The 23175-nt window shown below is 63.5% G+C and carries 24 protein-coding genes, 2 tRNA genes, 1 other RNA gene and 1 pseudogene; 14 read left to right on the top strand and 14 right to left on the bottom strand.

Annotated features, from left to right (window positions below):
* Nucleotides 1-53: 53 nt before the first annotated feature.
* Nucleotides 54-614, bottom strand: a complete 561-nt coding sequence (locus tag ACIPV6_RS01105; protein ID WP_400269142.1) for a DUF6993 domain-containing protein — start codon at nt 612-614, stop codon at nt 54-56.
* A gap of 87 nt (nt 615-701) precedes the next feature.
* Between ACIPV6_RS01105 and ACIPV6_RS01100 the strand changes: the two are divergent.
* Nucleotides 702-1149: pseudogene (locus tag ACIPV6_RS01100) on the top strand (SRPBCC domain-containing protein).
* Nucleotides 1150-1193: 44 nt separating this feature from the next.
* On the opposite strand, the gene ACIPV6_RS01095 reads toward ACIPV6_RS01100, so the two are convergent.
* Nucleotides 1194-1266: transfer RNA gene (locus tag ACIPV6_RS01095), tRNA-Arg, on the bottom strand.
* Nucleotides 1267-1489: 223 nt separating this feature from the next.
* On the opposite strand from ACIPV6_RS01095, the gene ACIPV6_RS01090 reads away from it, so the two are divergent.
* A complete protein-coding gene (locus ACIPV6_RS01090) occupies nt 1490-2071 on the top strand; it encodes a single-stranded DNA-binding protein (protein ID WP_400269141.1) in 582 nt (193 codons plus the stop codon).
* Between the two features lie 57 nt (nt 2072-2128).
* Nucleotides 2129-2839 (top strand): DNA alkylation repair protein, encoded by a 711-nt coding sequence (locus ACIPV6_RS01085; RefSeq protein WP_400269140.1) that lies wholly within the window; start codon nt 2129-2131, stop codon nt 2837-2839.
* Here ACIPV6_RS01085 and mptB read toward each other — a convergent pair.
* Complete coding sequence (gene mptB / locus ACIPV6_RS01080; protein WP_400269139.1) at nt 2832-4388, bottom strand: polyprenol phosphomannose-dependent alpha 1,6 mannosyltransferase MptB; 1557 nt, start codon at nt 4386-4388, stop codon at nt 2832-2834. The two genes, ACIPV6_RS01085 and mptB, sit on opposite strands and share 8 nt — an antisense overlap.
* Nucleotides 4389-4536: 148 nt before the next feature.
* On the opposite strand from mptB, the gene orn reads away from it, so the two are divergent.
* From orn to ACIPV6_RS01060, 4 genes are all read left to right on the top strand, one after another.
* Entirely contained in the window at nt 4537-5172 is a 636-nt protein-coding gene (gene orn, locus ACIPV6_RS01075; protein ID WP_400269138.1) for an oligoribonuclease, read from the top strand.
* A 130-nt stretch (nt 5173-5302) separates the two neighbouring features.
* Nucleotides 5303-5378 (top strand) — tRNA-His (locus ACIPV6_RS01070).
* 130 nt (nt 5379-5508) lie between these two features.
* Nucleotides 5509-6081 (top strand): peptide deformylase, encoded by a 573-nt coding sequence (gene def / locus ACIPV6_RS01065; protein WP_397321534.1) that lies wholly within the window; start codon nt 5509-5511, stop codon nt 6079-6081.
* A 3-nt stretch (nt 6082-6084) separates the two neighbouring features.
* On the top strand, nt 6085-6915 hold the full coding sequence (locus ACIPV6_RS01060; RefSeq protein ID WP_400269137.1) for an acyltransferase domain-containing protein: 831 nt from the start codon (nt 6085-6087) through the stop codon (nt 6913-6915).
* Here ACIPV6_RS01060 and ACIPV6_RS01055 read toward each other — a convergent pair.
* The 3 genes from ACIPV6_RS01055 to ACIPV6_RS01045 all read right to left on the bottom strand — a co-directional run bounded on the left by ACIPV6_RS01055 (nt 6900) and on the right by ACIPV6_RS01045 (nt 9585).
* The gene (locus tag ACIPV6_RS01055; protein WP_400269136.1) at nt 6900-7700 is read right to left on the bottom strand and encodes an HNH endonuclease family protein; all 801 of its coding nucleotides are present in this window, start codon (nt 7698-7700) and stop codon (nt 6900-6902) included. The two genes, ACIPV6_RS01060 and ACIPV6_RS01055, sit on opposite strands and share 16 nt — an antisense overlap.
* A gap of 117 nt (nt 7701-7817) precedes the next feature.
* Nucleotides 7818-8027 carry a hypothetical protein gene (locus ACIPV6_RS01050; protein WP_387437088.1) on the bottom strand — a complete coding sequence of 70 codons (210 nt, stop codon included), beginning with the start codon at nt 8025-8027 and terminating at the stop codon, nt 7818-7820.
* 70 nt (nt 8028-8097) lie between these two features.
* The gene (locus tag ACIPV6_RS01045; protein WP_400269135.1) at nt 8098-9585 is read right to left on the bottom strand and encodes a glyceraldehyde-3-phosphate dehydrogenase; all 1488 of its coding nucleotides are present in this window, start codon (nt 9583-9585) and stop codon (nt 8098-8100) included.
* Nucleotides 9586-9846: 261 nt separating this feature from the next.
* Here ACIPV6_RS01045 and ACIPV6_RS01040 point away from each other — a divergent pair, with 261 nt between their 5' ends.
* Together ACIPV6_RS01040 and ACIPV6_RS01035 are read left to right on the top strand one after the other, a co-directional pair.
* Nucleotides 9847-10935 (top strand): polysaccharide deacetylase family protein, encoded by a 1089-nt coding sequence (locus tag ACIPV6_RS01040; protein ID WP_400269134.1) that lies wholly within the window; start codon nt 9847-9849, stop codon nt 10933-10935.
* A gap of 47 nt (nt 10936-10982) precedes the next feature.
* The gene (locus tag ACIPV6_RS01035; RefSeq protein ID WP_400269133.1) at nt 10983-11717 is read left to right on the top strand and encodes an acyltransferase; all 735 of its coding nucleotides are present in this window, start codon (nt 10983-10985) and stop codon (nt 11715-11717) included.
* Nucleotides 11718-11728: 11 nt separating this feature from the next.
* On the opposite strand, the gene rnpB is transcribed toward ACIPV6_RS01035, so the two are convergent.
* Nucleotides 11729-12121: RNase P RNA component class A (gene rnpB, locus ACIPV6_RS01030), an RNA gene on the bottom strand.
* A 58-nt stretch (nt 12122-12179) separates the two neighbouring features.
* Between rnpB and ACIPV6_RS01025 the strand changes: the two genes are divergently transcribed.
* A complete protein-coding gene (locus ACIPV6_RS01025; protein WP_400269132.1) occupies nt 12180-12944 on the top strand; it encodes a YaaA family protein in 765 nt (254 codons plus the stop codon).
* On the opposite strand, the gene ACIPV6_RS01020 is transcribed toward ACIPV6_RS01025, so the two are convergent.
* Nucleotides 12941-13678, bottom strand: a complete 738-nt coding sequence (locus ACIPV6_RS01020; RefSeq protein WP_400269131.1) for a zinc ribbon domain-containing protein — start codon at nt 13676-13678, stop codon at nt 12941-12943. The genes ACIPV6_RS01025 and ACIPV6_RS01020 overlap by 4 nt on opposite strands.
* A 62-nt stretch (nt 13679-13740) precedes the next feature.
* Nucleotides 13741-14652: a Nif3-like dinuclear metal center hexameric protein gene (locus ACIPV6_RS01015; RefSeq protein WP_400269130.1), complete on the bottom strand. Its 912-nt coding sequence runs from the start codon at nt 14650-14652 to the stop codon at nt 13741-13743.
* 134 nt (nt 14653-14786) lie between these two features.
* On the opposite strand from ACIPV6_RS01015, the gene msrA reads away from it, so the two are divergent.
* The 3 genes from msrA (at nt 14787) to epsC (ending at nt 16939) form a co-directional block, all read left to right on the top strand.
* Nucleotides 14787-15311 carry a peptide-methionine (S)-S-oxide reductase MsrA gene (gene msrA / locus ACIPV6_RS01010; RefSeq protein WP_397321525.1) on the top strand — a complete coding sequence of 175 codons (525 nt, stop codon included), beginning with the start codon at nt 14787-14789 and terminating at the stop codon, nt 15309-15311.
* 67 nt (nt 15312-15378) lie between these two features.
* On the top strand, nt 15379-16314 hold the full coding sequence (gene cysK / locus ACIPV6_RS01005) for a cysteine synthase A (protein ID WP_397321524.1): 936 nt from the start codon (nt 15379-15381) through the stop codon (nt 16312-16314).
* A 40-nt stretch (nt 16315-16354) separates the two neighbouring features.
* The gene (gene epsC, locus ACIPV6_RS01000; RefSeq protein WP_397321523.1) at nt 16355-16939 is read left to right on the top strand and encodes a serine O-acetyltransferase EpsC; all 585 of its coding nucleotides are present in this window, start codon (nt 16355-16357) and stop codon (nt 16937-16939) included.
* On the opposite strand, the gene ACIPV6_RS00995 is transcribed toward epsC, so the two are convergent.
* Both ACIPV6_RS00995 and gndA read right to left on the bottom strand, forming a co-directional pair.
* Nucleotides 16936-17769: an oxidoreductase gene (locus tag ACIPV6_RS00995; RefSeq protein ID WP_400269129.1), complete on the bottom strand. Its 834-nt coding sequence runs from the start codon at nt 17767-17769 to the stop codon at nt 16936-16938. The genes epsC and ACIPV6_RS00995 overlap by 4 nt on opposite strands.
* A 112-nt stretch (nt 17770-17881) precedes the next feature.
* A complete protein-coding gene (gene gndA / locus ACIPV6_RS00990) occupies nt 17882-19318 on the bottom strand; it encodes an NADP-dependent phosphogluconate dehydrogenase (protein WP_400269128.1) in 1437 nt (478 codons plus the stop codon).
* Between the two features lie 273 nt (nt 19319-19591).
* On the opposite strand from gndA, the gene ACIPV6_RS00985 reads away from it, so the two are divergent.
* Nucleotides 19592-20320 carry a FadR/GntR family transcriptional regulator gene (locus tag ACIPV6_RS00985; protein WP_400269127.1) on the top strand — a complete coding sequence of 243 codons (729 nt, stop codon included), beginning with the start codon at nt 19592-19594 and terminating at the stop codon, nt 20318-20320.
* On the opposite strand, the gene ACIPV6_RS00980 is transcribed toward ACIPV6_RS00985, so the two are convergent.
* The 3 genes from ACIPV6_RS00980 to ACIPV6_RS00970 are packed head-to-tail and all read right to left on the bottom strand — an operon-like array spanning nt 20317 to nt 23078.
* Entirely contained in the window at nt 20317-21366 is a 1050-nt protein-coding gene (locus tag ACIPV6_RS00980) for an L-idonate 5-dehydrogenase (RefSeq protein ID WP_400269126.1), read from the bottom strand. The genes ACIPV6_RS00985 and ACIPV6_RS00980 overlap by 4 nt on opposite strands.
* On the bottom strand, nt 21366-22136 hold the full coding sequence (locus tag ACIPV6_RS00975) for an SDR family oxidoreductase (RefSeq protein ID WP_400269125.1): 771 nt from the start codon (nt 22134-22136) through the stop codon (nt 21366-21368). Before ACIPV6_RS00975 ends, ACIPV6_RS00980 begins: the two co-directional genes overlap by 1 nt.
* A gap of 33 nt (nt 22137-22169) precedes the next feature.
* On the bottom strand, nt 22170-23078 hold the full coding sequence (locus ACIPV6_RS00970) for an NAD(P)-dependent oxidoreductase (protein WP_400269124.1): 909 nt from the start codon (nt 23076-23078) through the stop codon (nt 22170-22172).
* Nucleotides 23079-23175: the final 97 nt, after the last annotated feature.

Here is a 23175-nt window from a genome sequence, read left to right as displayed (position 1 = left end):
TTAAATCTAGTGGCTTGGCGGGCAGAACTCACATTCGGACGAAGCGGGCGAAGCTATCTCGCGTCTCCGATGAAGCATTTTCCAGTGGCCAGGACAGGAAGTACCGTCACCACCACGGCACCATCACGGATCTGTCCCATCACGCAACTGCTCCCGGTAAGCGCCGCCGCTTCCATGGCGTCCACGTCAAGGCCAGTGGGGGTCCGGCCGGCGGACACCTCAACGTTGTCCTTTGGGATGCCCGCCGCCACCAAGGCGGCACGTACCGCTTCCTGGCTGGGCTTGGGGGTGGTGGACACGAGGTTCCTGAGGGTAATTTCCACGGCTTGCGCCGTCGCCGTCACAGCAGGATCTGCAGTTGTTGCCGCGGCTGTTGATGCCGGCGGGACGGCTGGCGCTACGGCCTGGGCTGTGGTCTGCTGCGCTGGGTTGCTGGCCGGCTGCGCAGGGCTGCTGGCCGGCTGCGCAGGGTTTGTGGACGGCTGCGCTGGTGCGCAGGAAGCCAGTGCCGCCGCGAACACCAGCCAGGACAGCAGGACTCCGCCCAGCCGTTTGGACCTACCGTTTTGCCGGATCACTGCGCTCCCCCATTCATCACATGGCCATTCTGCCATTCCACGGGCATCCCTTCGGGCGTAGCGTTGCCCTGACCCAGGGGTTTTGGACCAATCGGATGCATCTAAGGACGAGGGAGGCGCACCGTGAACGCACAGATTCCGGATGCGGAAGCCAGAGTGACGGTCGCTGCGGAGCGCGGCGACGTGTGGAAGGCCCTGACCGACCCCTCCATCATCAGGAAGTACTTCCTCGGCACCAACGTGGAGACCACCTGGAAGGTGGGCGATCCCATTACGTACTCGGGTGAGTACAACGGCAACTCCTACGAGGACAAAAGGCGCCGTCCTGGAGTTCGAGCCCATGGAACGAGTGAAGACCACACACTTCAGCCCTTCAACGGGACTGCCGGATGCTCCGGAAAACTACCACACCGTTGAGTATCGGCTGGCAGACGCGGGGCAGGGAACGTCCGTAACCATTGTGCAGGGAAACAACAAGAGCACAGAGGAAGTGCAGCAGTCCACCGCCACATGGGGCATGGTCCTGCAGAACCTCAAAGAGCTTCTTGAAGCCGGAAAGCCGGGCCAGTAAGCAACGATCCCCCGGAACTCGTGGTGAGTTCCGGGGGATGCTTGCGCCCCAGGAGGGAATCGAACCCCCGACCGGCGGATTAGAAGGCCGCTGCTCTATCCCCTGAGCTACTGGGGCGTACGGGATCGCCGGACAGCTTTGGCTGCTTGGCGCCACATAGAGTTTACAGTGCATTCCCTGCCCCGGCGGCCAAACGCGCGCCCCAGCCGGCACTGGCCCTCCACAGGCGCTGGTTTGGGCCCGGTTATTCACATAGGCGCCCGAGGGAGTGCCTCTACTCTTGCGGCTGGCCGAAGCTGAAGGAGCCGGAAAGGCAATCTCCACTTCGGAAAGGACCGCAATGAACGACGTCATCACCCTCCGCGGCTTTGTAGCTTCGGAAGTCAAGAGTTCCACCACAATCCGCGGCACATCCACCGCTTCGTTCCGGCTGGGGACGACCGAGCGGCGCTACGACCGGGCGAACAACACCTGGGTGGATGGGAACACCAATTGGTACACGGTACAGTCGTTCCGCTACTTGGCTGGGCACGTGGGCTGCAGCCTCAAGAAGGGCCAGCGCGTCATTGTGGTGGGCCGGCTGCGGCTCAGGCAATGGGAGCACGAGGGCAAGATCTACCACGTGGCCGAGGTGGATGCCGAGGCCGTGGGGCACGACCTCATGTGGGGCTCGGCGAACTTCACGCGGATGAGCGCAACCTCCCCGGCACCGGAGGTGGCCCCAACGGATACCCGCCTGGACCTGGCAGCCGGGACAACGGCCCCTCGGCCGGATGGCTCCAGCGAGGACTGGGAAACCGCCATGGACGGGTCCACTCCGCCTGCAGACAGCGAAGACGCCAGTGGCACGGAAGGATCCGAGGATCCGGACAGGCTGCTGGTGAACACGGAGACCGGTGAGCTGGCGGACGCCGTAGCTTGATGCCAGGCCGGGCTACGTCCAAGGGGCATAGGTGGGATCCGGTCCTAAAGTTGAGGCATGCACAACACCGAACTCCTTGAGGCGATCCGTTCAACCCTCCGGTCGGCGGCGGACGCCGATCGTGGACGGGGCGCCCAGGCGTACATGAAGTCGGAGATGCCATCGTTGGGGGTGAGGGTCCCCGAAGTCCGCCGGATCACGAAGGAAGCCGCCAGGCAGTTTCCGCTCGTGTCGCCGGAAGATGTCCGCCGGGCAGTGCTGGATTTGTGGCGCAACGCGGAGGCCCGGGAGGAGCGATACGCCGCCATCGACCTGACGGGTCTTCCGCTGGTGAAGGAAGACCTCGGCATGTTGCCCCTGTATGAGGAAATCATCAGGACCGGGGCTTGGTGGGACCTGGTGGACGGCGTTGCCCACCGCCTTGGAGCCCTGCTGTTGGCGCATCCGGAGATCATGAGGCCGCTGCTGGTTAAGTGGTCCGCGGACCAGGACATGTGGATTCGACGCTCTTCCATCACGGCGCAACTTGGTGCCAAAGCGAAGACTGACACCGCGTTGCTGTCCGTGGTCATCAAGGCCAACCTTGCGGATAAGGAATTCTTTATCCGCAAGGCCATCGGTTGGGCGCTGCGGGAGTTCAGCAAAACGGACCCCGCCTGGGTGAGGGCTTTCGCGGCCGAAAACGCTCCCGCGCTCAGTCCCCTCTCCACCCGGGAAGCACTGCGGTTGCTGTCCGCACGGCCAGGAGGGCAAGGCGGCGTCAAATGATAGGGCGGAGTCCCGGCTCGTCACGCTTGCGGAACAGGCTCTTGGTCTTTGGGTCCACGAAGATCAAGTAGACGGCGAAGAGCAACGCGATGATGGCTGCGGCATTCCGGGCCAGGGTCAACGCCAAGCCGAGATCCTCGCTTTGCAGGTACGGGAAGACGTCCAATTGGTCGGAGATGGCGTAGACCATGAAGAAGGAAACCACAAAGTACACGGCCTTGACCTGCCAGTCGTTGCGGATCCCGGTCACGGCAAACAGCGGTATCAGCCACACGACATACCAGGACTGGATCATGGGTGCCAGCAGCACTATCGCCGCGAAGGCCAAAGTGAGACGACGCATCAGCCGGTCGTAATCTCCGCGGAACACCAGCCACCCCACAGCGACAAGCATCAGGAGCTTTCCGGCGTCGTAAACGTATTTGGCCATGCCCCAGCCATCAAGTCCGAAGACGTTGAAGATGGAAGCCACTATCAGTCCGATCAAGCCGACAGGGGCATACCAGATCCACACGCTGCCTGGCGCGGAGAGGCCCTTGATCCACCCGAACCCATAGCCGTTGACGAGTCCCATGGCGTAAAGGATGCCCAGGGTCAGGGCTGCCGTCAGGAACCAGAACAGGATTTTCCGGGGCCAGGATGCGCCCTTGCCCGCCCACAACAATCCAATGAAGGGCAGGAATACTACCGTGATGGGCTTAACCGAGATGGAGAAGGCCACCAAGGCGATACCGAGGACCACCCTGCGGGTTGCACAGTAATACAACCCGGCAAGCGCCAAGCCGATCATCAGGGCATCGTTGTGGACGCTCGCAATGAAGTTGGTCAGGAACAGGGGGTTTGCCGCAGTCAGCCACAGTGCGCGGTGCGGGTTCACTCCGTGGAGCTCAGCCAGCTTGGGGACGTAGATGATGCAGAGAATGACGCCTGCCACCGCAACGAGCCGGAACAGCATAATGCAGGCTTCAGGTTGGACGTTCGTCACCCAGACAACGAATTGTTCTATCCACAGGAACAACTGCCCGTACGGAACGGGCGCCTCGGTCCACATTTTGTCGGCGCCCAGTTGGAAGTAGTTGGGCAGGGCCGAGATGCCATTCTCGTAGGGGTTGATTCCCTCGACCATGAGGCGGCCTTGGCCAATGTAGGCGTACACATCCCTGCTGAAGAGGGGAACCGTGAACATCATGGGCAGGCCCCAGGCCACCACGGCCTTCAAGGTAGCCTTGCGGGCTTCCAGCCCCCACACCCTCACACGCTGGCCGAGCCTCAACCATGCCCTGACCAACAACATTCCGCCGATGGCCAGAAGGACGATTGACAGCCCAACACCAAGGCCTTCGGTCCGCATCCAAATGAACAGCGGCAGCCGCCTCAATTCCGATACCGGCGCGAGCCAACCGACTCCCAAGGAACCGAAGACGAGGAACATGGATCCGATGAAACCGGCTATGAGCGGGGAACGGGCGTTGTCCACCTCGGCAGCTGCGGCGGCCACGGGCGCCGCAGCTCTCCCGGCCTTCTGGGCGGCGGGTACGGGCACCGTCATGTGGTTTCATCCAATCGTTTGCCCGTTGATGTTTCGGGACGGAATTACGAATCTCCGGAGGTGGGTCACAGCAGGAAAAATGACACTGCCGTGCCCAAAAATCGTACCATCGGAGCACTTGCAGGAACCTGACCGATAGGCTGGGCGCGTGCCTATTACTAATGAACGCATCGTCTGGATCGACTGCGAAATGACCGGCCTGGACCTCGTCAACGACGCCTTGATCGAAGTGGCGGCGCTCGTGACCGACTCCGAGCTCAACATTCTTGGCGATGGCGTGGACGTCGTCATCAAACCTGACGAGGCAGCGCTGGAGCAGATGAACGACTTCGTCCGCGACATGCATACACGCTCCAAGCTCCTCGACGAACTCCCCCATGGCAAAACGATGGCCGAGGCCGAAGCCCTCGTGTTGGAGTACATCGAGAAATGGGTTCCGGATCCCCGCAAGGCGCCCCTTGGCGGCAATTCCGTGGGCACCGACCGCATGTTCCTGGCCCGCGACATGCCCAACGTGATTGAACACCTGCATTACCGCGTGATCGATGTCAGCACCATCAAGGAGCTCTCCCGCCGCTGGTTCCCCCGCGCGTACTTCCAAGCACCGGCGAAGCACGGTGGCCACCGGGCGCTCGGCGACATCAAGGACTCCATCGACGAACTCCGCTACTACCGCGAGGCTGTCTTTGTGCCTGCCCCCGGACCGGACACCGCAACCGCGCAGCGCATTTCCAAAGAGACCACAGCCTCGGCGGAGACCCTCAAGGCCGTCGACGAAGTGTGATCTGCGTCATTTTTTGGGGTTTTTTCGGTGAAACCGGCAAAAGTGGACTTTGAACCCCCAAACAGCAGGTAAGCTATTTGTCGTTGCCTTCACGGAAAGCCGGTCAAACGGTCGGACCAGTAGGCGCATGGTGGGCGTAGCTCAGTTGGCAGAGCGCCTGGTTGTGGTCCAGGAGGTCGCGGGTTCAACCCCCGTCGCTCACCCCACCGGGACAGGCTGGAAAGCCGGTTTCCCAAAGGCCGCACCGGATTCCGGTGCGGCCTTTGTTTGTTGGTCCACTCGTGGCTCCTGCCGGAGTCACCACGGGCCGCAGCCACTGAGTAAGGAAGTACAGACATGACGGTCCTGCCAATCACCATCTGGGGCGAACCTGTCCTCCACCGCCGCGCCAGCGAAGTGGAAGTCTTTGACGACGAACTCCGCCAGCTGATCTCGGACATGTTCGAAACCAATGATGCCGCGAACGGAGTCGGCCTCGCGGCACCCCAGGTCGGCGTGGGCAAGCGGATCTTCGTCTACAAGTACGCCAATGATGACGACGCGCCGGACCAAGGCGTCCTGGTCAACCCTGTCCTGACCCTTTCCAAGGTGTCAGGCGCCCTTCCGGATCCAGAGGAGCATGTTGAAGGGTGCCTGTCCTTCCCAGGTGAGCACTACCCTCTCCAGAGGGCCGAATGGGCCCGCGTCCAGGGCTTCGATGGCGACGGAAATCCGGTCGAGTTCGAGGCAACCGGCTGGTTCGCCCGCGTCATGCAACACGAGTTCGACCATCTGGACGGCAAGCTGTACGTCAACCGCCTCGTGGACCGCTATGCCAAGAAAGCCATGAAGCAGGCGAAGAAGAGCGGCTGGGGAGTCCCGGGGCTGACCTGGATGCCCGGCGTCGACCCCGATCCGTTCGGGCACTAACCCATGACCGCCGCAGACCGCGCGCAACTGTTCCAACTCCTCGACATCACAGGCGAGGATGCACGGGAATGCGCGGACCTGCTCGCGACCACTCCCGGCCCCGGCGTCCAGCAGGCTCTCGAGGCGCTGCAGGCCAGGCTGGGGACCTTCCCCTCGGACAGCATCGCCTCCAACGGACCCACGGAATCCGAATGGATTGCAGCGTTGCTCCGGTTCGCGCCGGTGGTCCACTCCTATCATCTCGATTTGGGCATCAGCCCGGACATCTCGGCGGCGTCCCTGGCAGACCTCGGACTCCAAATGCGCATTAACAGGCGCGTCCACGGCCGGTTCGGCCTGGACACCTGGGGCTGGCTGACCCTGCACATGGCCGGCAACCTCTTCCGGCTGGGCAGGCTGCAGTTCCACCTGGTCCGCCACGAGTCACGGGGAGCCAACGACGGGCAGGAACGTCCATGGGTCCTGGGCGTCCACATTCCCGAAGCCGGGGCTCTCTCGCCACCTGCCGTTGACGCCAGTTTCAGGGACGCGAAACTGTTCTTCGCCGGCCATTTCCCCGACAAGCCTGCTGTTGCAGCCACCTGCGAGTCATGGATGCTTGATCCGTACCTGGTGAACCACCTTCCGGAGAGCAACATCGCGTCCTTCGCCAAGCGTTTCACCCTTGACCGCTGCACCGACGCGCCCACGGATGCCGTCTACTTCACGTTCCGGCACCGAGGGCTTGAGGGCCTGGACGCCCTGCCACGCGAAACCTCACTGCAGCGCGTGGTTCTGGAGCGGATCGACGACGGCGGCACCTGGCAACTGGGGCATGGTCACCTTTCCTTGTAAATGGTCTGCTGCTCCGGACAAGCGGCCAGGACCCGCTTCATCGCGTCCTTCTCGGCCTGTGTGACCCACAACTTGTAAGCCGTTTTCACCGAGATTTGCCGGGCCACATAGTGGCAACGGAAGTTCTTGTTGGGCGGCAGCCACGTTGCGGCATCTCCTGCGCCCTTCTTGACGTTCGCGGGTCCGTCAGCGGCAATCAGGTTCAGCGGATCGTTGGCCAGCATCTGGCGTTGCTGGGCAGACAATTGCTTGGCCCCCTTCTGCCAGGCGTCGGCCAATGCCACCACATGGTCGATCTGGAGGAGTGAACTGGTGTCCTGGCCCCTCCGGAACGAAACAGAGGCGCCAGTGTACGGCTCTTGGATTTCCCCCGCGGCGATTTTGCAGGTGGATCCAGTGGTGAACTCGACGCCCGCGAGATCGCGGCGGAGGATATCGTTCCTGGTGTCGCATCCGTTGCGGTCGACATCCTGCCAGGCCGGGCCGAACGCGGTGCGGTCATAGTCACTCTTCGACGACCTGCCCTTCACTTCGAGCTGGTCAAGGGCCTCCGACGCTTTCCGGGCCGGGACGCGGACTGCCCCCGGGAGCGGCTTCATCCAGGCGGCATCAAAGACGGGCGCCTCCGTAGGGCCGGCGACCCATGGGCCCACAGCGTCGAACTGCCCGGCGGTGAAAAACCAGGAAAGTCCACCTACGACGGTGGCGGCCAGCAGTCCCAGGATGGTCCAGGCCTGCCGGGACCGACGGCGGGCACGCTTGTAGGCAGACCACGTGATACTCAAGGGGCTCCGTTCAGTCGGGGTGTACGTTGCCCTTCGAGCGTAGGACAAGGCACCGACAACGAAGCCGCTGTCCACAGTGTGCAGGGAGAGTCACACTGTGGATGGAGGATGGCTGGCTTATTGCTCGCGCATCACGCGCTGCAGGTCTTCGGCTGCCACTGCCAGGAGACCCCGCAATTGCTCAACGCGCTCATCCGTGACATCGCCGGCAGCATTGGCCGCGACGGCCTGGTCCAGCAGTTTTTGTGCCTGCTTGTGGTTGGCCTTGGCCACGTCCAAGGCGTGTTCCAGCGTGGTTTCGTGCTCCAACGTAGATTCATTTTCCATGACCCCATTGTGAGCAGGTTTCCCGGCTGATTCCAGTAACCCAGCCGGGAAACCCAGGTAACACTTTGGCTTAGGCGTTGGCTGCCTCAAGCACCGCGATAGGGGCCACGATGTCGCGGGCGGGGAACGACGGCGGGTTGACCCCTGCCATCTCCTCCATCACGCGGACAACCTGGCAGGAGTAGCCGAACTCGTTGTCGTACCAGACGTACACAACCAGGTTCTTGTCGTTGGAAATCGTGGCGAGCCCGTCCACGATGCCGGCCCGGCGGGACCCTACGAAGTCCGTGGAAACCACATCCGGCGAATCGATGTAGTCGATCTGCTTGCGCAGCTGCGAGTGCAGGGACATCTCGCGGAGGTAGTCGTTCACTTCGTCGCGCGTGGTGCCGTTGGCGAGGTTGAGGTTGAGGATGGCCATGGACACATCCGGCGTAGGAACGCGGATGGCGTTGCCGGTGAGCTTCCCCTGCAACTCGGGGAGGGCTTTGGCTACGGCCTTGGCTGCGCCGGTCTCCGTGATCACCATGTTCAGGGCAGCGGAGCGTCCGCGGCGGTCGCCCTTATGGAAGTTGTCGATCAGGTTCTGGTCGTTCGTGAACGAGTGAACGGTCTCGACGTGCCCGTGGATAATCCCGAACTTGTCGTTCAGTGCCTTCAGCACAGGGGTGATGGCGTTGGTGGTGCAGGAGGCGGCAGTGACGATCTTGTCTTCGTCGGTGATGTCGGACTGGTTGATGCCGTGCACGATGTTCTTGAGGTCGCCCTTGCCGGGAGCGGTCAGGAGGACGCGGGCAACACCCTTGCTCTGCAGGTGCTGGGAGAGGCCATCGGCGTCACGCCAGCGTCCGGTGTTGTCCACCACCAGTGCGTCCTTGATGCCGAATGCGGTGTAGTCCACCGTGGCGGGGTTGTCAGAGTAGATCACCTGGATCTGCACGCCGTTGGCCGTGATGGTGTTGGCTTCCTCGTCCACCCGGATGGTGCCTTCGAAGGAACCGTGGACGGAGTCGCGGCGCAGCAAGCTGGCGCGCTTGACGAGGTCGTTCTCGGCACCCTTGCGCACAACGATCGCACGGAGGCGCAGCCCGTGCCCGCCGCCTGCCTTTTCGATCAGGAGGCGGGCGAGGAGACGGCCGATGCGGCCAAAGCCATAGAGGACGACGTCGGTGCTGGTGCGGTCGTCCGCACCGCGCTTGCCCACAACGTCAGCCAACTCCGCGCGAAGGAACTCGTCCAGGGAAACAGAGCCGTTCTCTGCACGGTACTTTTCGGTCAGGCGCGCGATGTCGATCGCCGCAGCGCCGAGCTCCAGCTCAGCCAAGGCGTTCAGCAGGGGCGCGGTCTCTTCGAGCAGCAGCTCTGTATTGCTCATCCGGCGGGCGAAGCGGTGGGCCTTCAGGATGTTCATGGTGGACTTGTTGATCAGGCTTCGGCCGTGGATGCTGGTGACCACGTTGTTTTCCCGGTACAGCCGGCCGATCACCGGAATCATGGCCTCGGCGAGGGCCTCCCGGCCCATCCACTTATCAAGACAAGAATCTGACGTCTGGCTCACAGAACTACCTTCCTTGGGTCAACCACATACGTCTTCGTATGCAGATGGCGTCGGCCGCCCGGAGTAGTCCTGCGGCACATGCGCTGCGGGCTTCGGTCCACCCACGGCGCCTTGAACGAGAGCAAAGAAAATCCGCCGGCTGCGAACGCAGACCCGGCGGCAGAACTTCTACGTTCAGTAACTATTCTAGGGCGGGATCACGGCGCAGTGGCCGCCCGGATGCGTGAAATCACTCACACGGGTGTCCCGTAGACTCCCGGTGTGAATCATCCAGTGCGGCGCGAGCTGCTCCGCCAAGCGCTCCTGGCCCGAAAGGGCGGCCGCATCGGCACCGGCGGCCGGGGTGCCGTGGCCCTGCGTTTCGACGACGGCGCACGCGACTTCAGGGACAAGGTGCTTCCGCTCCTGGTTGAGCGCAACCTGCCGTTCACCCGGGTCACCACCACGCAACGGATCGGCACCGTGCCCACCGAGAGCGATACCTGGCAAAACATCCAGCACTACTGCCTCCAGCACGGCGGCGAGGTGTGGAACCATGGCGCCACCCACAAGGACGCGTCCGGGGACGACGCCTTGCACCAGGAAATCGTGGGGGCACTGCAGGATCTCCGCAGTTTCCTGCCCCGCATACCGATCGACTGCTTCGCTCCCCCGGGCGGTTCCAGCATCCGTTATGACGGCCATATGCCTTCCCGGACGGTGGCAGCCTGGGCTGGAACCTTTGCAGGCAGGCTGATCAACGACTTCCACGCCCTGGCCTCCGGGTATTTCCCGGACAGCTATTACAGGCCGCTGGATGGCGTGCTGCGGGACGGGCAGAACCACTACAGCCTGGACCTGTACACGGAGGCAGCTCGGGCAACAGCTTTGGTGGACCGTGCCCGGGAGTGGAGGGCCGGCGTCGTCATGATGTGGCACGCCAACAACCTTGGCGTCAAGGACCGGCAGTCCATGGAGGCGTTCACGGCCACTCTGGACTATCTCGTAGAACAAAGGGACCAGGGTTCGCTGTTGGTTTTGACGGTATCAGGGCTGGCCGCGGCCGACGCCTCAAGCACGCATCGGGACAACATCCTGGTCACGGATTCGGGCAACCCCTTCGCGGAATCCATCCCTTATCCGCAGTACCGGCAGAACATTCCCGGCTCAACCCGTGAGCTGACGGCTACAGTCTCAGCACCCGCAGGGACAGCCGTAGCATCGGTGATCGGTGAATCGACACGCCACCATGTGGTCCCGGTTGGGGGCACCTTGTACCTGCGCCATCTGGCAACCGTCCCCCTTGATGTGAAGTCCTTGGATATCGCGATCAATGCGGCCAGCCGGGACGTCAGGCTCGTCCCGGTCTAGGCAACACTGCGTACGGGGCCACATAATGCTCCCGTTACGCTGCGAAGGTGAACAAACTCTCAGTACTGGCTGACCACAGCGATGGGTCCGGGAACAGCATCGAGTGTTCAAGGGCCATTGAAACCGGCATCGCGGTGACCTTTCGAGGCGGGAACAACCGCATTATCGTCGCGGAGGGCGCCCGTATTGCCAAGCTGCAGGCCGTCTTTGACTGCGACAACGGCACGCTCATCATCGGCCCCAGCAGCAAGTCGCCGTTCAGCATGAACGTGCGGATCGGCCAGGATTCAACGGTACGCACAGGTGCAGACCTGACCACCACCAGCGTCGCCGTGGTCAGCGCCGTGGAGGGAGCCGCCGTCACGTTCGGCGACGACGTCATGATCGCCAGCAGCACCCAGTTCCGGACCGACGACGGGCACCCCATCTTCGATGTCGCCACCGGCCGCCGCGTCAATCCTGCCAGGGACGTCGTCATTGGCAACCACGTCTGGTTTGGGGGCCAGGCTGTGGCCCTCGGCGGCGCACACGTGGGCGACGGCTCGGTGATCGGGTTCCGCAGCGTGGTGACCGGGACTGTTCCCAACAACGTCATCGCCGTGGGTTCACCTGCCCGCGTGGTCCGGCGCGACGTGGCATGGGAAAGGCCGCACCTTTCCTTCACCAGTCCCCCGTACAAGCCGGATGCCGCGTCCGTTGCCAGGAGCGAGGAGTACTGGAACCTGACTGCGGAGGATGTCCCCATCTTCGAAGAACTCAGCGGCTGGCACGACCACCATTGACAGGCGGGATGTGGATGGGTTGACCGATACGCCGGGTTCTGTCATCCCGAGCCGTTACCGGCATGGGAGTGGCGGCCATCCATCTACGAACGCCGTTGCCGACGCCCTCCAGCAGCCTACCCGGACACTCGGGCGGGCAGCCCTCGAACGTGTCCTGTCTGGCCTTGCTCCGGGTGGGGTTTACCTAGCCTCCCCGGTCACCCAGGGAGCTGGTGGTCTCTTACACCGCCGTTTCACCCTTACCTGCCAACCAACCGGTGCAGGCACCGATCGGCGCAGGCGGTCTGTTTTCTGTGGCACTTGCCTGCGGGTTACCCCGAGTGGGCGTTACCCACCACCCTGCCCTGTGGAGCCCGGACGTTCCTCGAGCCACTTTCGTGGCGCGCGACCGCCTGGTCAACCCATCCGCCGTACAGTCTACCGGCGTCCAGAGCCATGCCCTGACACCGGTAATATCGACTGGTGCTGATTCTCCTGCCGCCTTCCGAAGGCAAGACTCCCGCTGCCAAAGGACCTTCCATCGACTGGGAAGCGCTGAGCTTCCCGGACTTGAACACCTCCCGGGCGAAGGTCCTGGAGGCGCTGGGTACCGTCAGCGCGCATGAAGACGCCCTCGCGTTGCTGGGCGTCGGCGCCTCGCTGCGTGACGACGTCGAACGCAACACCAGGCTCCACTCGGAACCTGCCGCGCCGGCCCACCAGGTCTACTCCGGCGTCCTGTACGACGCCTTGGGCTACAACAGCCTGACCTCTACGCAGCGCCGCAAGGCTGCCGAATCAATCCTGGTGGTTTCCGCCCTGTGGGGTGCCATCGGCTTTGGCGACCATGTGCCCGCCTACCGGCTGTCCATGGGAACCGCACTGCCCGACGTCGGACGCCTCGCCTCCTACTGGAAGCCGCAACTGGCCGCCGCCCTCGCCAATCGCTCCGAAGGTGAGCTGCTGGTTGATTGCCGGTCCAGTACCTATGCGGCCGCTTGGGCGCCGCCGGCAGAACAAACGGTGACGGTCAACGTGTTCACTGAAGCCAAGGGCAAGCGCACGGTGGTGAGCCACTTCGCCAAGCACACCCGCGGTGAACTGGCCCGGCACCTGCTGACCAGGCGCGGAAAGGCTCCCGCCACCCCCACTCAGCTCCTGAAGGCAGCCAGCGAGGTGTGGACCAGCGAGCTCGTCGAGGGCACGGCCCGCAAACCGCACGCCCTCAACATCATCCTGGCCGCTTAGTTCCACTCCGCCGAGCGGACAAGGATGCAGCCGGAGTCGGGGCAGAACACGATGTCGTCCTCGGCCGCCGCCTTGACTTCGGCGAGGTCGCCGGGGCTGAGCGTCATTCCCGAGCCTTCCGACTTTCCATGGAACAGACGGGCAGCACCCACGCCACGCTTGGCAATGGTCTTCTCATAAATGGCCACCATGCCCTGGTCCAGGGCCTCCGCGAAGGCAGCCCGTTCGCCACGGAGAATTGTTTCCTCCGACGCGATGCGGGCAATCTCCTGGTCCAGCTCGGCCCGGATGCTCCCAAACGAACCTTGGATGTCGTCCACGATCGCCTGCTGGGCAGCTTGGCGTTCGCGGAGCCCGTCCAGGCGCTCGAGGATCTCCAACTCCACATCTTCCAGGTCCGAGCGGCGCTTGTTAAGGGACGCGATGTCGTTCTGGAGCGCAACCAGGTCCTTGGACAGTCCGGTGCCGCTGTTGAGCCGGGCTTCATCACGCTCGATGCGGGTGACCACCTGCTCCACATCCGCTTCCGAACGCCGCAACTCCGCCTCGGAATCGTGGACCGCAAGCTTCGCCGCGCCCAGTTCGCCGTTCGCCACATTCAGGGCGTCCTGCAGGTCGGTGATGCGGGGATCGTTCTCCAGTACCTTCCGCTGGCCCGCCAGCGACTTCAGCTTGGCATCAAGGCCCTGCAGTTCAAGCAATTTGAGTTGTTCTGCCGGTGCTGCCTTCGCCACGCTTACCTCCACCTGTTTGTTGCCGGCACCGCTGGTCAGTGCCGGCCGCTGTCTTGTTGATGCTAGTCCCCGCCGGGAGTCAGGATGAAGTCCCAGGGATCGCTGTTGGTGCTGCTGACACGGATCTCTACATCGTGCCCTTGATCCTTAAGTACGTTCGACAACGCTTCGGCGGCCACAGGCAACCAGAGCCATTCGCTGGCGAAGTGCGAAACGTCAAGAAGGTATGGCCGGTCGTTGACAGCCGCTTCGCGGGCTTCCGAGGCCGGGTGGTGCCGCATGTCGGCAGTCACGTAAACGTCGGCCTGGTTGGCCCGAACGGCATCGAAGAGGCTGTCACCGGCGCCGCCGCACACTGCAACGCGCCGTACCAATCCGTCCTTGTCGCCCGCCACGCGCACGCCCCCTGCAACGGCCGGCAGCACGCCGAAGACCTTGGCGGCGAAATCTCCGAGGGTCATGAGTTCGGGCAGATCGCCAACCCTGCCGATTCCTTCCTCGGGAAGGCCGTTTGCGGCCGTGGTCAGCGGGCTGACGTCGGCCAGGCCAAAGGCGTCCGCCAGGACATCGGAGACTCCCCCAACGGCTGAGTCGCCATTGGTGTGGACTGTCAGCAACCCGGTTCCGGCCTCGATCAGGCGATGGACGGCCAGGCCTTTCGCAGTGGTGGCCGCTACCGAGTTCACGCCCCTGAGCAGCAAGGGATGGTGGGTAATCAGGAGTTCGGCACCCCAACCAATGGCCTCGTCGATCACTTCAAGCGTCGGATCCACAGCGAAAAGGACCTTGGTCACCGGGGAGTCAGGCCGCCCCACGACAAGGCCAACCTCATCCCAGTCTTCGGCCAGGGACTCCGGCCAGAGTTCCTCCACAGCCAGGAGCACCTGGCCCAGGGTCGGTTCACCGTTGTCTTCAACTGTTCCGGCATCGTCGCTGGAGTCCGCATCGGAATGGGCGGTGTCTACTGCTTCCATACTCTTATTCTTACCTACTGCAACGGATCGGTCAGGGTGTGACCTGCCACCAAGCCCAGCATCCTGTCGATCTCCGTCACCGTCCCGTAAGGTGTTGCGGGAATCATCAGTCCGTCCCATCCATTGAAGAGATCATGAAAACTTTCGTACTTGGCGGCGGCTGCTTCTGGTGCCTCGATGCCGTCTACCAGAAGACCCGCGGCGTTCAGTCTGTCGTTTCCGGTTACACCGGAGGCCATCTCCGCAACCCCGACTATTACGAGGTCTGTTCCGGGACCACCGGCCACGCAGAGGTGGTGGCAGTGACCTTCGACGAATCCGTGGTGCCCGCCGAAGTCATCCTGGACATGTTCTTCGCCCTGCACGACCCCACCACACTGAACCGCCAGGGATACGACGTCGGCACCCAGTACCGCTCGTCCATGTTCTACACCACCACCGAGGAGAAGATCCTTTTCGAGGAAGCAATCGAAAGGGCGCAGTCCCTGTGGCAGCATCCGATCGTGACGGAGGTCAGCCGCCTGGGCGACTTCTACGAAGCCGAGGATATCCACCAGAACTACTACGCAAAGTTCCCAAACCAAGGCTATTGCCAGGTGATTATTAACCCGAAGCTGGCAAAAGCCCGGAAATATTACTCTGCATGGCTAATTGCTTAGCAGGGTTTCGGCGCTGCTGGTTAGGCTGACCTCAGCATTCCCTCTTCAGAGATAGGCATACATTTTCATGGCAAGGATCTACGACGACGTCACCCAGCTGGTTGGACGCACCCCGCTTGTCCGCTTGAACCGCCTTACCGAAGGACTTGGCGCAACTGTTGCAGTCAAGCTTGAGTTCTACAACCCGGCCAACAGCGTCAAGGACCGCATTGGCGTAGCCATCATCGACGCCGCCGAAAAGTCCGGCGCCCTGAAGCCTGGCGGAACGATCGTCGAAGGTACGTCCGGCAACACCGGCATCGCTTTGGCCCTTGTTGGTGCCGCCCGCGGTTACAAGGTCATCCTGACCATGCCGGAGACCATGTCCACCGAGCGCCGTGTCATGCTCCGCGCCTACGGCGCCGAGATCGTGCTGACACCGGGTTCCGAAGGCATGCGTGGCGCCGTGGAAAAGGCCCAGGAAATTGTGGCCAACACCGAGAACTCCATTTGGGCACGCCAGTTCGCCAACGAGGCCAACCCGCAGGTCCACCGCGAAACCACTGCCGAAGAAGTCTGGGCCGACACCGACGGCGAAGTGGACATCTTCGTCTCCGGCGTGGGCACCGGCGGAACCATTACCGGCGTCGGACAGGTCCTCAAGGAGCGCAAGCCTGGCGTCCAGATCGTGGCCGTGGAGCCCAAGGACTCCCCCATCCTCAACGGTGGCGCACCCGGTCCGCACAAGATCCAGGGCCTCGGAGCGAACTTCGTTCCCGAGATCCTGGACACCAACGTCTACGACGAAGTGCTCGACGCCACCCTGGAAGACTCTGTCCGCGTTGCACGCGAACTCGGTGCCCGCGAAGGCATCCTTGGCGGCATCTCCTCCGGCGCCATCGTCTGGGGCGCCTTGGAACTGGCCAAGCGACCGGAAAACGCGGGCAAGCTGATCGTTGCCGTGGTCTGCGACTTCGGCGAACGTTACATCTCCACGGTCCTGTTTGACGATATCCGCGGCTGATTCTTCATCCGCGAATAATCATTCCTGTAGAAAGGTCTTTGTGAGTTTCTTCGCAAGGCTTAAGGAAGACCTCGACGCCGCCCGGTCACACGACCCGGCGGCTCGAGGCTCTTTTGAGAACTTTTTTGCCTATTCCGGCCTCCATGCCATCTGGGCACACCGCTTGACCCACAAGCTGTGGCAGAACCCGGCACTCCGCTTCCCGGCCCGCCTGATTTCGCAGCTTGCACGCTTCCTCACCGGTATCGAGATCCACCCTGGAGCCACCATCGGCCGCCGCTTCTTCATTGACCACGGCATGGGAGTGGTGATCGGCGAGACCTCCGAAATCGGCGACGACGTGATGATCTACCACGGGGTGACCCTTGGGGGACGGTCCCTGGCCAAGGTCAAACGCCACCCCACCATCGGCGACCGCGTGACCATCGGCGCCGGAGCGAAAGTCCTGGGACCCATCACCATCGGCGCGGACAGCGCCGTGGGCGCCAACGCAGTGGTGGTCAAGAACGCTCCCCCGGAGTCCATCATCACCGGCGTTCCAGCCACGTGGCGGCACCGCGACGCCAAGTCCGAAACCAAGCCTGCCGTCGACCCGGCCGAGTACTACATCGAGTACCGGATCTAGCTGCCCAACCGCTGGTAAAGGCTTCCAAGGACCCGGTCGAAAATCCGGTCCGGAAGTATCCTCCGCAGCGCCAGAACGCTCCAGGCCCCCCTGCCCACCGGGTATCGGGTCCTGGGGCGTTTTGCAGTTGCTGCCCGGACAACAGCCTGGGAAACAACCCGCGATGGCGTAGCCAGCACATGCCCCGACGTTGACGCCAGGGCGTTGGCCACGACGTGCGCTTGCGGGCCATAGGGGCCGTCTCCCGAGCGGTACAGCAACGCCTCCCCCGCGATGGTTCCCCATTCAGATTCCGTGCCTGCGGGCTCGATGATCACCACGTCGATCCCGTGCGGTTTTAGCTCAAGCCGCAGGGAATCGCTCATGCCCTCCACTGCGAACTTGGTTCCGTGGTACCAGGCACCGAGCGGCTCGTACATCTTCCCGCCAATGGATGAGATGTTGATGATCCGGCCCGCGCCCGTTCGCCGCATACCCGGGATGACGAGCTGGCACATCCGTGCCAGGCCCATGACGTTGACCTCGAATTGCCGCCGGCCCTCGGCCAACGGAACCTCTTCCACCGAGCCGTAGGAGCCGTAGCCTGCGTTGTTGACCAGGACGTCCACCTGGCCGTGGTCCGCCTCCACTGCCGCTACCGCAGCGGCCATGGATTGGTCGTCGGTCACGTCCAAGGCCAGGACCGTGATTCCGAGCCTCTTCAAGGGCTCCATTCGTTCGACGCGGCGGGCACCGGCGTAGACGGCGAAACCCTTGGCAGCCAGGTCCCGTGCCACCTCGAACCCAATGCCTGACGAGGCACCGGTCACCAAGGCAGCACGCTTGTTCATGGATTGGCTCCTCGGGTTGGTGGATCTCCGGGCCTTCGGCACTGCGGGTACAACAGGAAAAGGCCGGTCCCTCCCAGACTACTGGGAGGGACCGGCCTTTCCATGGGCGAAACTAGTGGGTGTCGACTGCCGAAACTTCGGACTTGTCTTCGCCCCACAGGGTGTGGAACGTGCCTTCGGCGTCAACGCGGCCGTAGGTGTGTGCACCGAAAAGGTCGCGCTGGCCCTGGATCAGGGCAGCGGCAACGCGCTTGCGGCGCAGGCCGTCGTAGTACGCGAGCGAGGAGGAGAACACCGGTACCGGAATGCCCAACTGGACGGCGGTGGCCACCACGCGGCGCCAGGCCGGAAGAACCTCGGCGATCGCCTTGGTGAACGCCGGAGCGAAGAGCAGGTTGGCCGGCTTCTCTTCGGCGGCGTAGGCCTTGGTGATGTCCTTGAGCAGTTCCGCCCGGATGATGCAGCCTGCACGCCACAGGGAGGCGATCTCGTCCAGCTTGAGGTCCCAGCCGTATTCCTTCGCGGCCGAAGTCAGCATGTCCAGGCCCTGGGCGTAGGAAACCAGCTTGGAGGCGTACAGCGCCTGGCGGACGTCCTCAACGAACGTCTCGGGGATTTCGACGGCGGCTTCCTCACCGGCGAGCAGTTCCTGGCCCAGCTTGCGCTGTTCTGCCTGGGAAGACAGGGCACGCGCGAACACGGACTCCGCAATGCCCGAAACCGGCGAACCGAGTTCCAGGGCGGAAATGACCGTCCAGCGGCCCGTGCCCTTCTGGCCGGCAGCGTCCACCACGACGTCAACGAACGGCTTGCCGGTCTTGGCATCGACGTGGCCCAGGACCTCGGCGGAGATTTCGATCAGGAAGGAGGACAGATCGCCCTTGTTCCACTCAGCGAAGATCTTGGACTGCTCGGCCGGCTCAATGCCCGCACCGGAGCGGAGGAGGTCGAAGGCTTCGCCGATGACCTGCATGTCGGCGTACTCGATGCCGTTGTGGACCATCTTCACGAAGTGTCCGGCACCGTCGGTACCAACCCAGGCGCAGCAGGGTTCGCCGTCCACCTTGGCGGAGATCTTCTCCAGCAGCGGGCCGAGTGCGTCGTAGGACTCGCGGGAACCACCAGGCATGATGGACGGGCCGTTCAGCGCGCCCTCCTCACCACCGGAGACGCCAACGCCCACAAAGTGCAGGTCCTTCTTGGCCAGGGCAGCTTCGCGGCGGCGGGTGTCCTCGTAGTGCGAGTTACCGGCATCGATGATGATGTCCCCTGCCTCAAGCAAAGGCTCAAGCTGCTCGATCACGTTGTCCACCGGAGCACCGGCCTTGACCATGATCAGGACGCGGCGCGGCTTTTCCAGCGAGTCAACGAGTTCCTGCAGCGTTTCCGTGCGGATGAAGTCGCCTTCGGAGCCGTGCTTCTCCAGCAGGGCGTCGGTCTTTTCCACGGAGCGGTTGTGAAGTGCCACAGTGAAGCCGTTGCGGGCAAGGTTACGGGCCAGGTTGGCGCCCATCACCGCTAGGCCGGTGACACCGATGTGTGCTGACATCAAAACTCCAATTCGATCGTGTGCATTCAGTCCTGCGGGCATGCAGGAAACGATTTTGATAAACAGGGGCTGTAATAAACCATACGTATTTAAGCCGTGGGCCGGAAGCATGGCCCACGTTGTGGGACACTGCCGCGTCATAAACAGTCTAGGTTGCGGCCGTTCCGTCCGGCATCGGATCCCGGTTGCGGCCGTTCCGTCCGGCATCGGATCCCGGTCGCACCCACGCACGCTGCGCGCGAAGGACCTTCGCCCGCCACTATGCTTACCTCTATGTCAACCAGCCTCCACCACCGCGCCGTCGAGCACCTGGGTACCCGGATCGTCGGCGGCACCCTGCCAACAGGGCATGTCATGCTGGCGGAGCATTTGGAAGACGAATTGAACGTCTCGCGCTCGGTGGTGCGCGAGGCCGTTCGCGTGCTTCAGTCCCTCGGCCTCGTCGAGACCATCAAGCGGGTGGGCATCCGGGTCCTGCCAGCCCACCGCTGGAACCCCTTCGACCCGTTGGTGATCCGCTGGCGCCTTGCCGGCGAAGGACGCGGCGCGCAGTTGAGGTCGCTCGCAGAGTTGCGTTCCGCCGTCGAGCCTGTGGCCGCGGAACTTGCCGCCGACAACGCACCGGCAACCCTCAGGCAGGAGCTCGTGGACATCTCCCTGGCCATGAAGAAGTCCGGCGATGCCGGAGACATGGCTACGTTCCTGGATCTGGATATCCGGTTCCACGCCTTGGTCCTTTCCGGATCCGGCAACGAGATGTTCGCCAACCTGATCGGCCAGGTAACGGAGACCTTGACGGGCCGGACAGTGCACGGTTTGATGCCGGAGCACCCACAGCAGCAAGCGCTGCAGTGGCACATCGACGTCGCCCATGCGATCCACGACGGCGACGGCCCCCGCGCCCGCGAAGCCTCCGGCAGGATCATGAAGCAGACCATCGCGGAGCTGGCCCCCAGCTGGGACGGCCAGCCCCGCGTTTTTGTGCCGGTGGCCCGGAATTAGTCCTGGAAGTTCAGGAGGACCTTGCCGGATTCGGCGGAGTTCCTGGCGACTTCGAAGGCTTCCAGTCCGTGCGCGAGGTCGAATTCGTGCGTGACTACCGGATCCACTGACAACGAACCGTCAGCCAACGCGGCGATGACCTGGTCGATTTCGTCGTTGAAGCGGAACGAGCCCAGCAATTCCAGCTCGCGGGTGATGGCCAGCGAAATGAACACGGGCTGCGGGCCGGACGGCAGAAGACCCACCATCACCACCTTGCCGCCGCGGGTGGCACCCTTGATGGCTGACGCGAGGCCGAAGTGGCTGCCCGAGGACTCAATGACGATGTCCGCGTCCACTGCGGCGATCGCCTCGGCGTCGTCACCCTTCAGGACGGCATCGGCGCCCACGGCCCGGGCGATTTCCAGTGGCTTGTCATGCATGTCGACGGCGACAATCCGGGACGCTCCGGCCCGCTTCAGGACGGCGACCGTCAAGGCACCGATTGGGCCGCTGCCGATCACCAGGGCGCTCTTGCCAGCTACATCACCGGCGCGGGCTACGGCGTGCCAGGCGACGCTCGCCGGCTCCACCAGGGCGGCTGTCCGCAGGTCCAGGGACGCGGGCAGTTCGCGCAGCATGCGGGAGGGAAGGTTGGCGTAGCGGCTGAAGGCACCGTCAGTGTGGGGGTAACGCGCTGCACTGCCCAGGTAGGTGCATCCCGGGGAGAGGTTGGGCCGGTCCTCGGGGTACCTGGCCTCGCCCGGCGCTGGAGTGGCAGGGTGGACAGCCACGGGCGTGCCGACGCCCGGACCGCTTCCGTCTGCTGCCTGCTGCACTACCACGCCAACGATTTCGTGTCCGAGCACCATGGGTGCCTTGAGGATGGACTCACCGGCTGCCCCGTGCAACCAGTAGTGGAGGTCGGATCCGCAGATGCCGCCGTAGGCGATCTCCACGATCGACTCGTCGGCTGCCGGCGTCGCCAGCGGGATGTCTTCGATGCGGAGGTCGCCTTTGCCGTGGGCAACCACTGCGGGTCCGGAGGAAGGAAGTGCGATGCCCATCAGACCACCACCGTCATTCCACCGTCGACGAAGATGGTTTGGCCGTTGACGAAGTTCGAAGCCTGCGAGGCGAGCCATACCGTGGGGCCTGCCAGGTCGGCAACGGTACCCCAGCGGTTGGCCGGCGTGCGGCCGAGGATCCAGGAGTTGAAGTCGGAATCGTCAACCAGGTTCTGCGTCATTTCCGTGTGGATGTACCCCGGGGCGATGCCGTTGATCTGGAGACCGGAAGCCGCCCATTCGGCCGTCATGGCACGGGTGAGGTTACGCAAGCCACCCTTGGCAGCGACGTACGGTGCAATGGTGGGACGGGCCAGGTCCGTCTGGACGGAGCAGATGTTGATGATCTTGCCCTGGCCACGGGGAATCATGTGGCGGGCAGCCTCGCGGCCCACCAGGAAGGCGCTGGTGAGGTCCGTGGTGATGACCCGATCCCAGTCCTTGACGTCCAGGTCCAGCATGGGGACGCGGTGCTGGATTCCGGCGTTGTTCACCAGGATGTCCAGGGGGCCGACGTTCTTTTCGATCCACTCCACGCCTTCAGCGGCGGACGCGGCATCGGTGACGTCGAACGCACGGCTGTGTACGCGTCCTTCCGGGTACTCAGCGGCCATGGCCTGGTGCGCGGATTCCAGCCGCTCGGTGCTGATGCCGTTGAGCACCACCGTCGCACCGGCATCTGCCAGGCCACGGGCCAGCGCGTTGCCGATCCCGCGGCTCGAGCCCGTGACCAACGCAATGCGCCCGGTCAGGTCGAATAGTCCACTCATGGTTCTTTGTTTTCCTTCTTGGTTGGTGCCGGTTTAATTGGAGACCTGCGACGCGGGAGATGCCGCGCCCAGGTTGGCTATTGCCTGCCGCACGACGGCGAGGTCCTGGTCCCCCAGGCCCTGCCGCTTCAGTTCGGCATAGAGTTCAATCGCCGCCGTGGCCATGGGAACCGCGGAGCCTGCTGCCCTGGCACTGTCCAGCAGGAATCCGAGGTCCTTGTGCATGAACTTGGCCGGGCCGGTGGGCGTGTAGTCCTTGGCCGCGAGCCGGGGTCCCACGACCTCCAGGACACGGCTGCCCGCCAGGCCTCCGGACAACACGTCATAGAGGGCTGCCACATCCATGCCCGAACGTTCGGCGAGTTCCGCCGCCTCGGCAAGTGCCGCCGTCGTGCTTCCGACGATCAGCTGGTTGCACGCCTTGGCGAGCGAGCCCGACCCCAGGGGACCCATTCGTCGAACGGTGGTGCCCATGGTGGAGAAGAGCGGTTCGAGCCGTTGGAAATCAGCCTCCGAGGCGCCCACCATGATGGCGAGGGTTCCATCGCGGGCGCCCACCGTGCCACCGCTGACGGGGGCGTCGACCACCACGGCATTGCCGCCGCTGGCCACCTCCACGGTTTCGCCAAAGCGCTGTACTTCTGTTGGGGAGACGCTGCTCATGACGACGACGGCGGTCCCCGGCTTGGGTGGCGCCGCCCGCCAGGAGTCGAGCAGGCCGGAGGCGGCAGCCTCGATGAAGGGCAAGTCGGGGAGCATGAAGATCACGGTGGGCTGGTCCCGCAGATCGGCGACGCTTGCTGCGCGTGCGACATCCAGATCGTTGAACGCTGCGCTCGAGCGGTTCCATGCGGTCACGTCCCAGCCGGCCGCGGCGATGCTGGCCGCCATGGGGCCACCCATGAGACCCAGACCTACAAATCCCACGCTCTTACTCGTCATGGAGCCGATCCTCACTTCCTCGTGCAACAGGCACTGGTGCCTCAGCTAATGTGCCCAAATGATGGAACTCTGTTCAATATCCTAGCCTCCATTCAGT

It is taken from the genome of Paenarthrobacter sp. NPDC089988 (assembly GCF_044748465.1).
Taxonomy (GTDB): Bacteria; Actinomycetota; Actinomycetes; order Actinomycetales; family Micrococcaceae; genus Arthrobacter.
Note: the sequence above shows the minus strand (reverse complement) of the source record. Positions and strands in the feature narration are given on the sequence as shown.

Excerpts from the sequence above, each read along its gene's own strand:
- gndA (WP_400269128.1), bottom strand. The coding sequence starts at position 19,318 with ATGTCAGCACACATCGGTGTCACCGGCCTAGCGGTGATGGGCGCCAAC.
- ACIPV6_RS00970 (WP_400269124.1), bottom strand. The coding sequence starts at position 23,078 with ATGACGAGTAAGAGCGTGGGATTTGTAGGTCTGGGTCTCATGGGTGGC.
- ACIPV6_RS01050 (WP_387437088.1), bottom strand. The coding sequence starts at position 8,027 with ATGGAAAATGAATCTACGTTGGAGCACGAAACCACGCTGGAACACGCC.
- def (WP_397321534.1), top strand. The coding sequence starts at position 5,509 with ATGACGGTCCTGCCAATCACCATCTGGGGCGAACCTGTCCTCCACCGC.
- cysK (WP_397321524.1), top strand. The coding sequence starts at position 15,379 with ATGGCAAGGATCTACGACGACGTCACCCAGCTGGTTGGACGCACCCCG.
- ACIPV6_RS00995 (WP_400269129.1), bottom strand. The coding sequence starts at position 17,769 with ATGAACAAGCGTGCTGCCTTGGTGACCGGTGCCTCGTCAGGCATTGGG.
- ACIPV6_RS00980 (WP_400269126.1), bottom strand. The coding sequence starts at position 21,366 with ATGGGCATCGCACTTCCTTCCTCCGGACCCGCAGTGGTTGCCCACGGC.
- ACIPV6_RS01060 (WP_400269137.1), top strand. The coding sequence starts at position 6,085 with ATGACCGCCGCAGACCGCGCGCAACTGTTCCAACTCCTCGACATCACA.
- ACIPV6_RS01105 (WP_400269142.1), bottom strand. The coding sequence starts at position 614 with ATGGCAGAATGGCCATGTGATGAATGGGGGAGCGCAGTGATCCGGCAA.
- msrA (WP_397321525.1), top strand. The coding sequence starts at position 14,787 with ATGAAAACTTTCGTACTTGGCGGCGGCTGCTTCTGGTGCCTCGATGCC.
- ACIPV6_RS01090 (WP_400269141.1), top strand. The coding sequence starts at position 1,490 with ATGAACGACGTCATCACCCTCCGCGGCTTTGTAGCTTCGGAAGTCAAG.
- ACIPV6_RS00975 (WP_400269125.1), bottom strand. The coding sequence starts at position 22,136 with ATGAGTGGACTATTCGACCTGACCGGGCGCATTGCGTTGGTCACGGGC.
- ACIPV6_RS00985 (WP_400269127.1), top strand. The coding sequence starts at position 19,592 with ATGTCAACCAGCCTCCACCACCGCGCCGTCGAGCACCTGGGTACCCGG.
- mptB (WP_400269139.1), bottom strand. The coding sequence starts at position 4,388 with ATGACGGTGCCCGTACCCGCCGCCCAGAAGGCCGGGAGAGCTGCGGCG.
- ACIPV6_RS01085 (WP_400269140.1), top strand. The coding sequence starts at position 2,129 with ATGCACAACACCGAACTCCTTGAGGCGATCCGTTCAACCCTCCGGTCG.
- ACIPV6_RS01015 (WP_400269130.1), bottom strand. The coding sequence starts at position 14,652 with ATGGAAGCAGTAGACACCGCCCATTCCGATGCGGACTCCAGCGACGAT.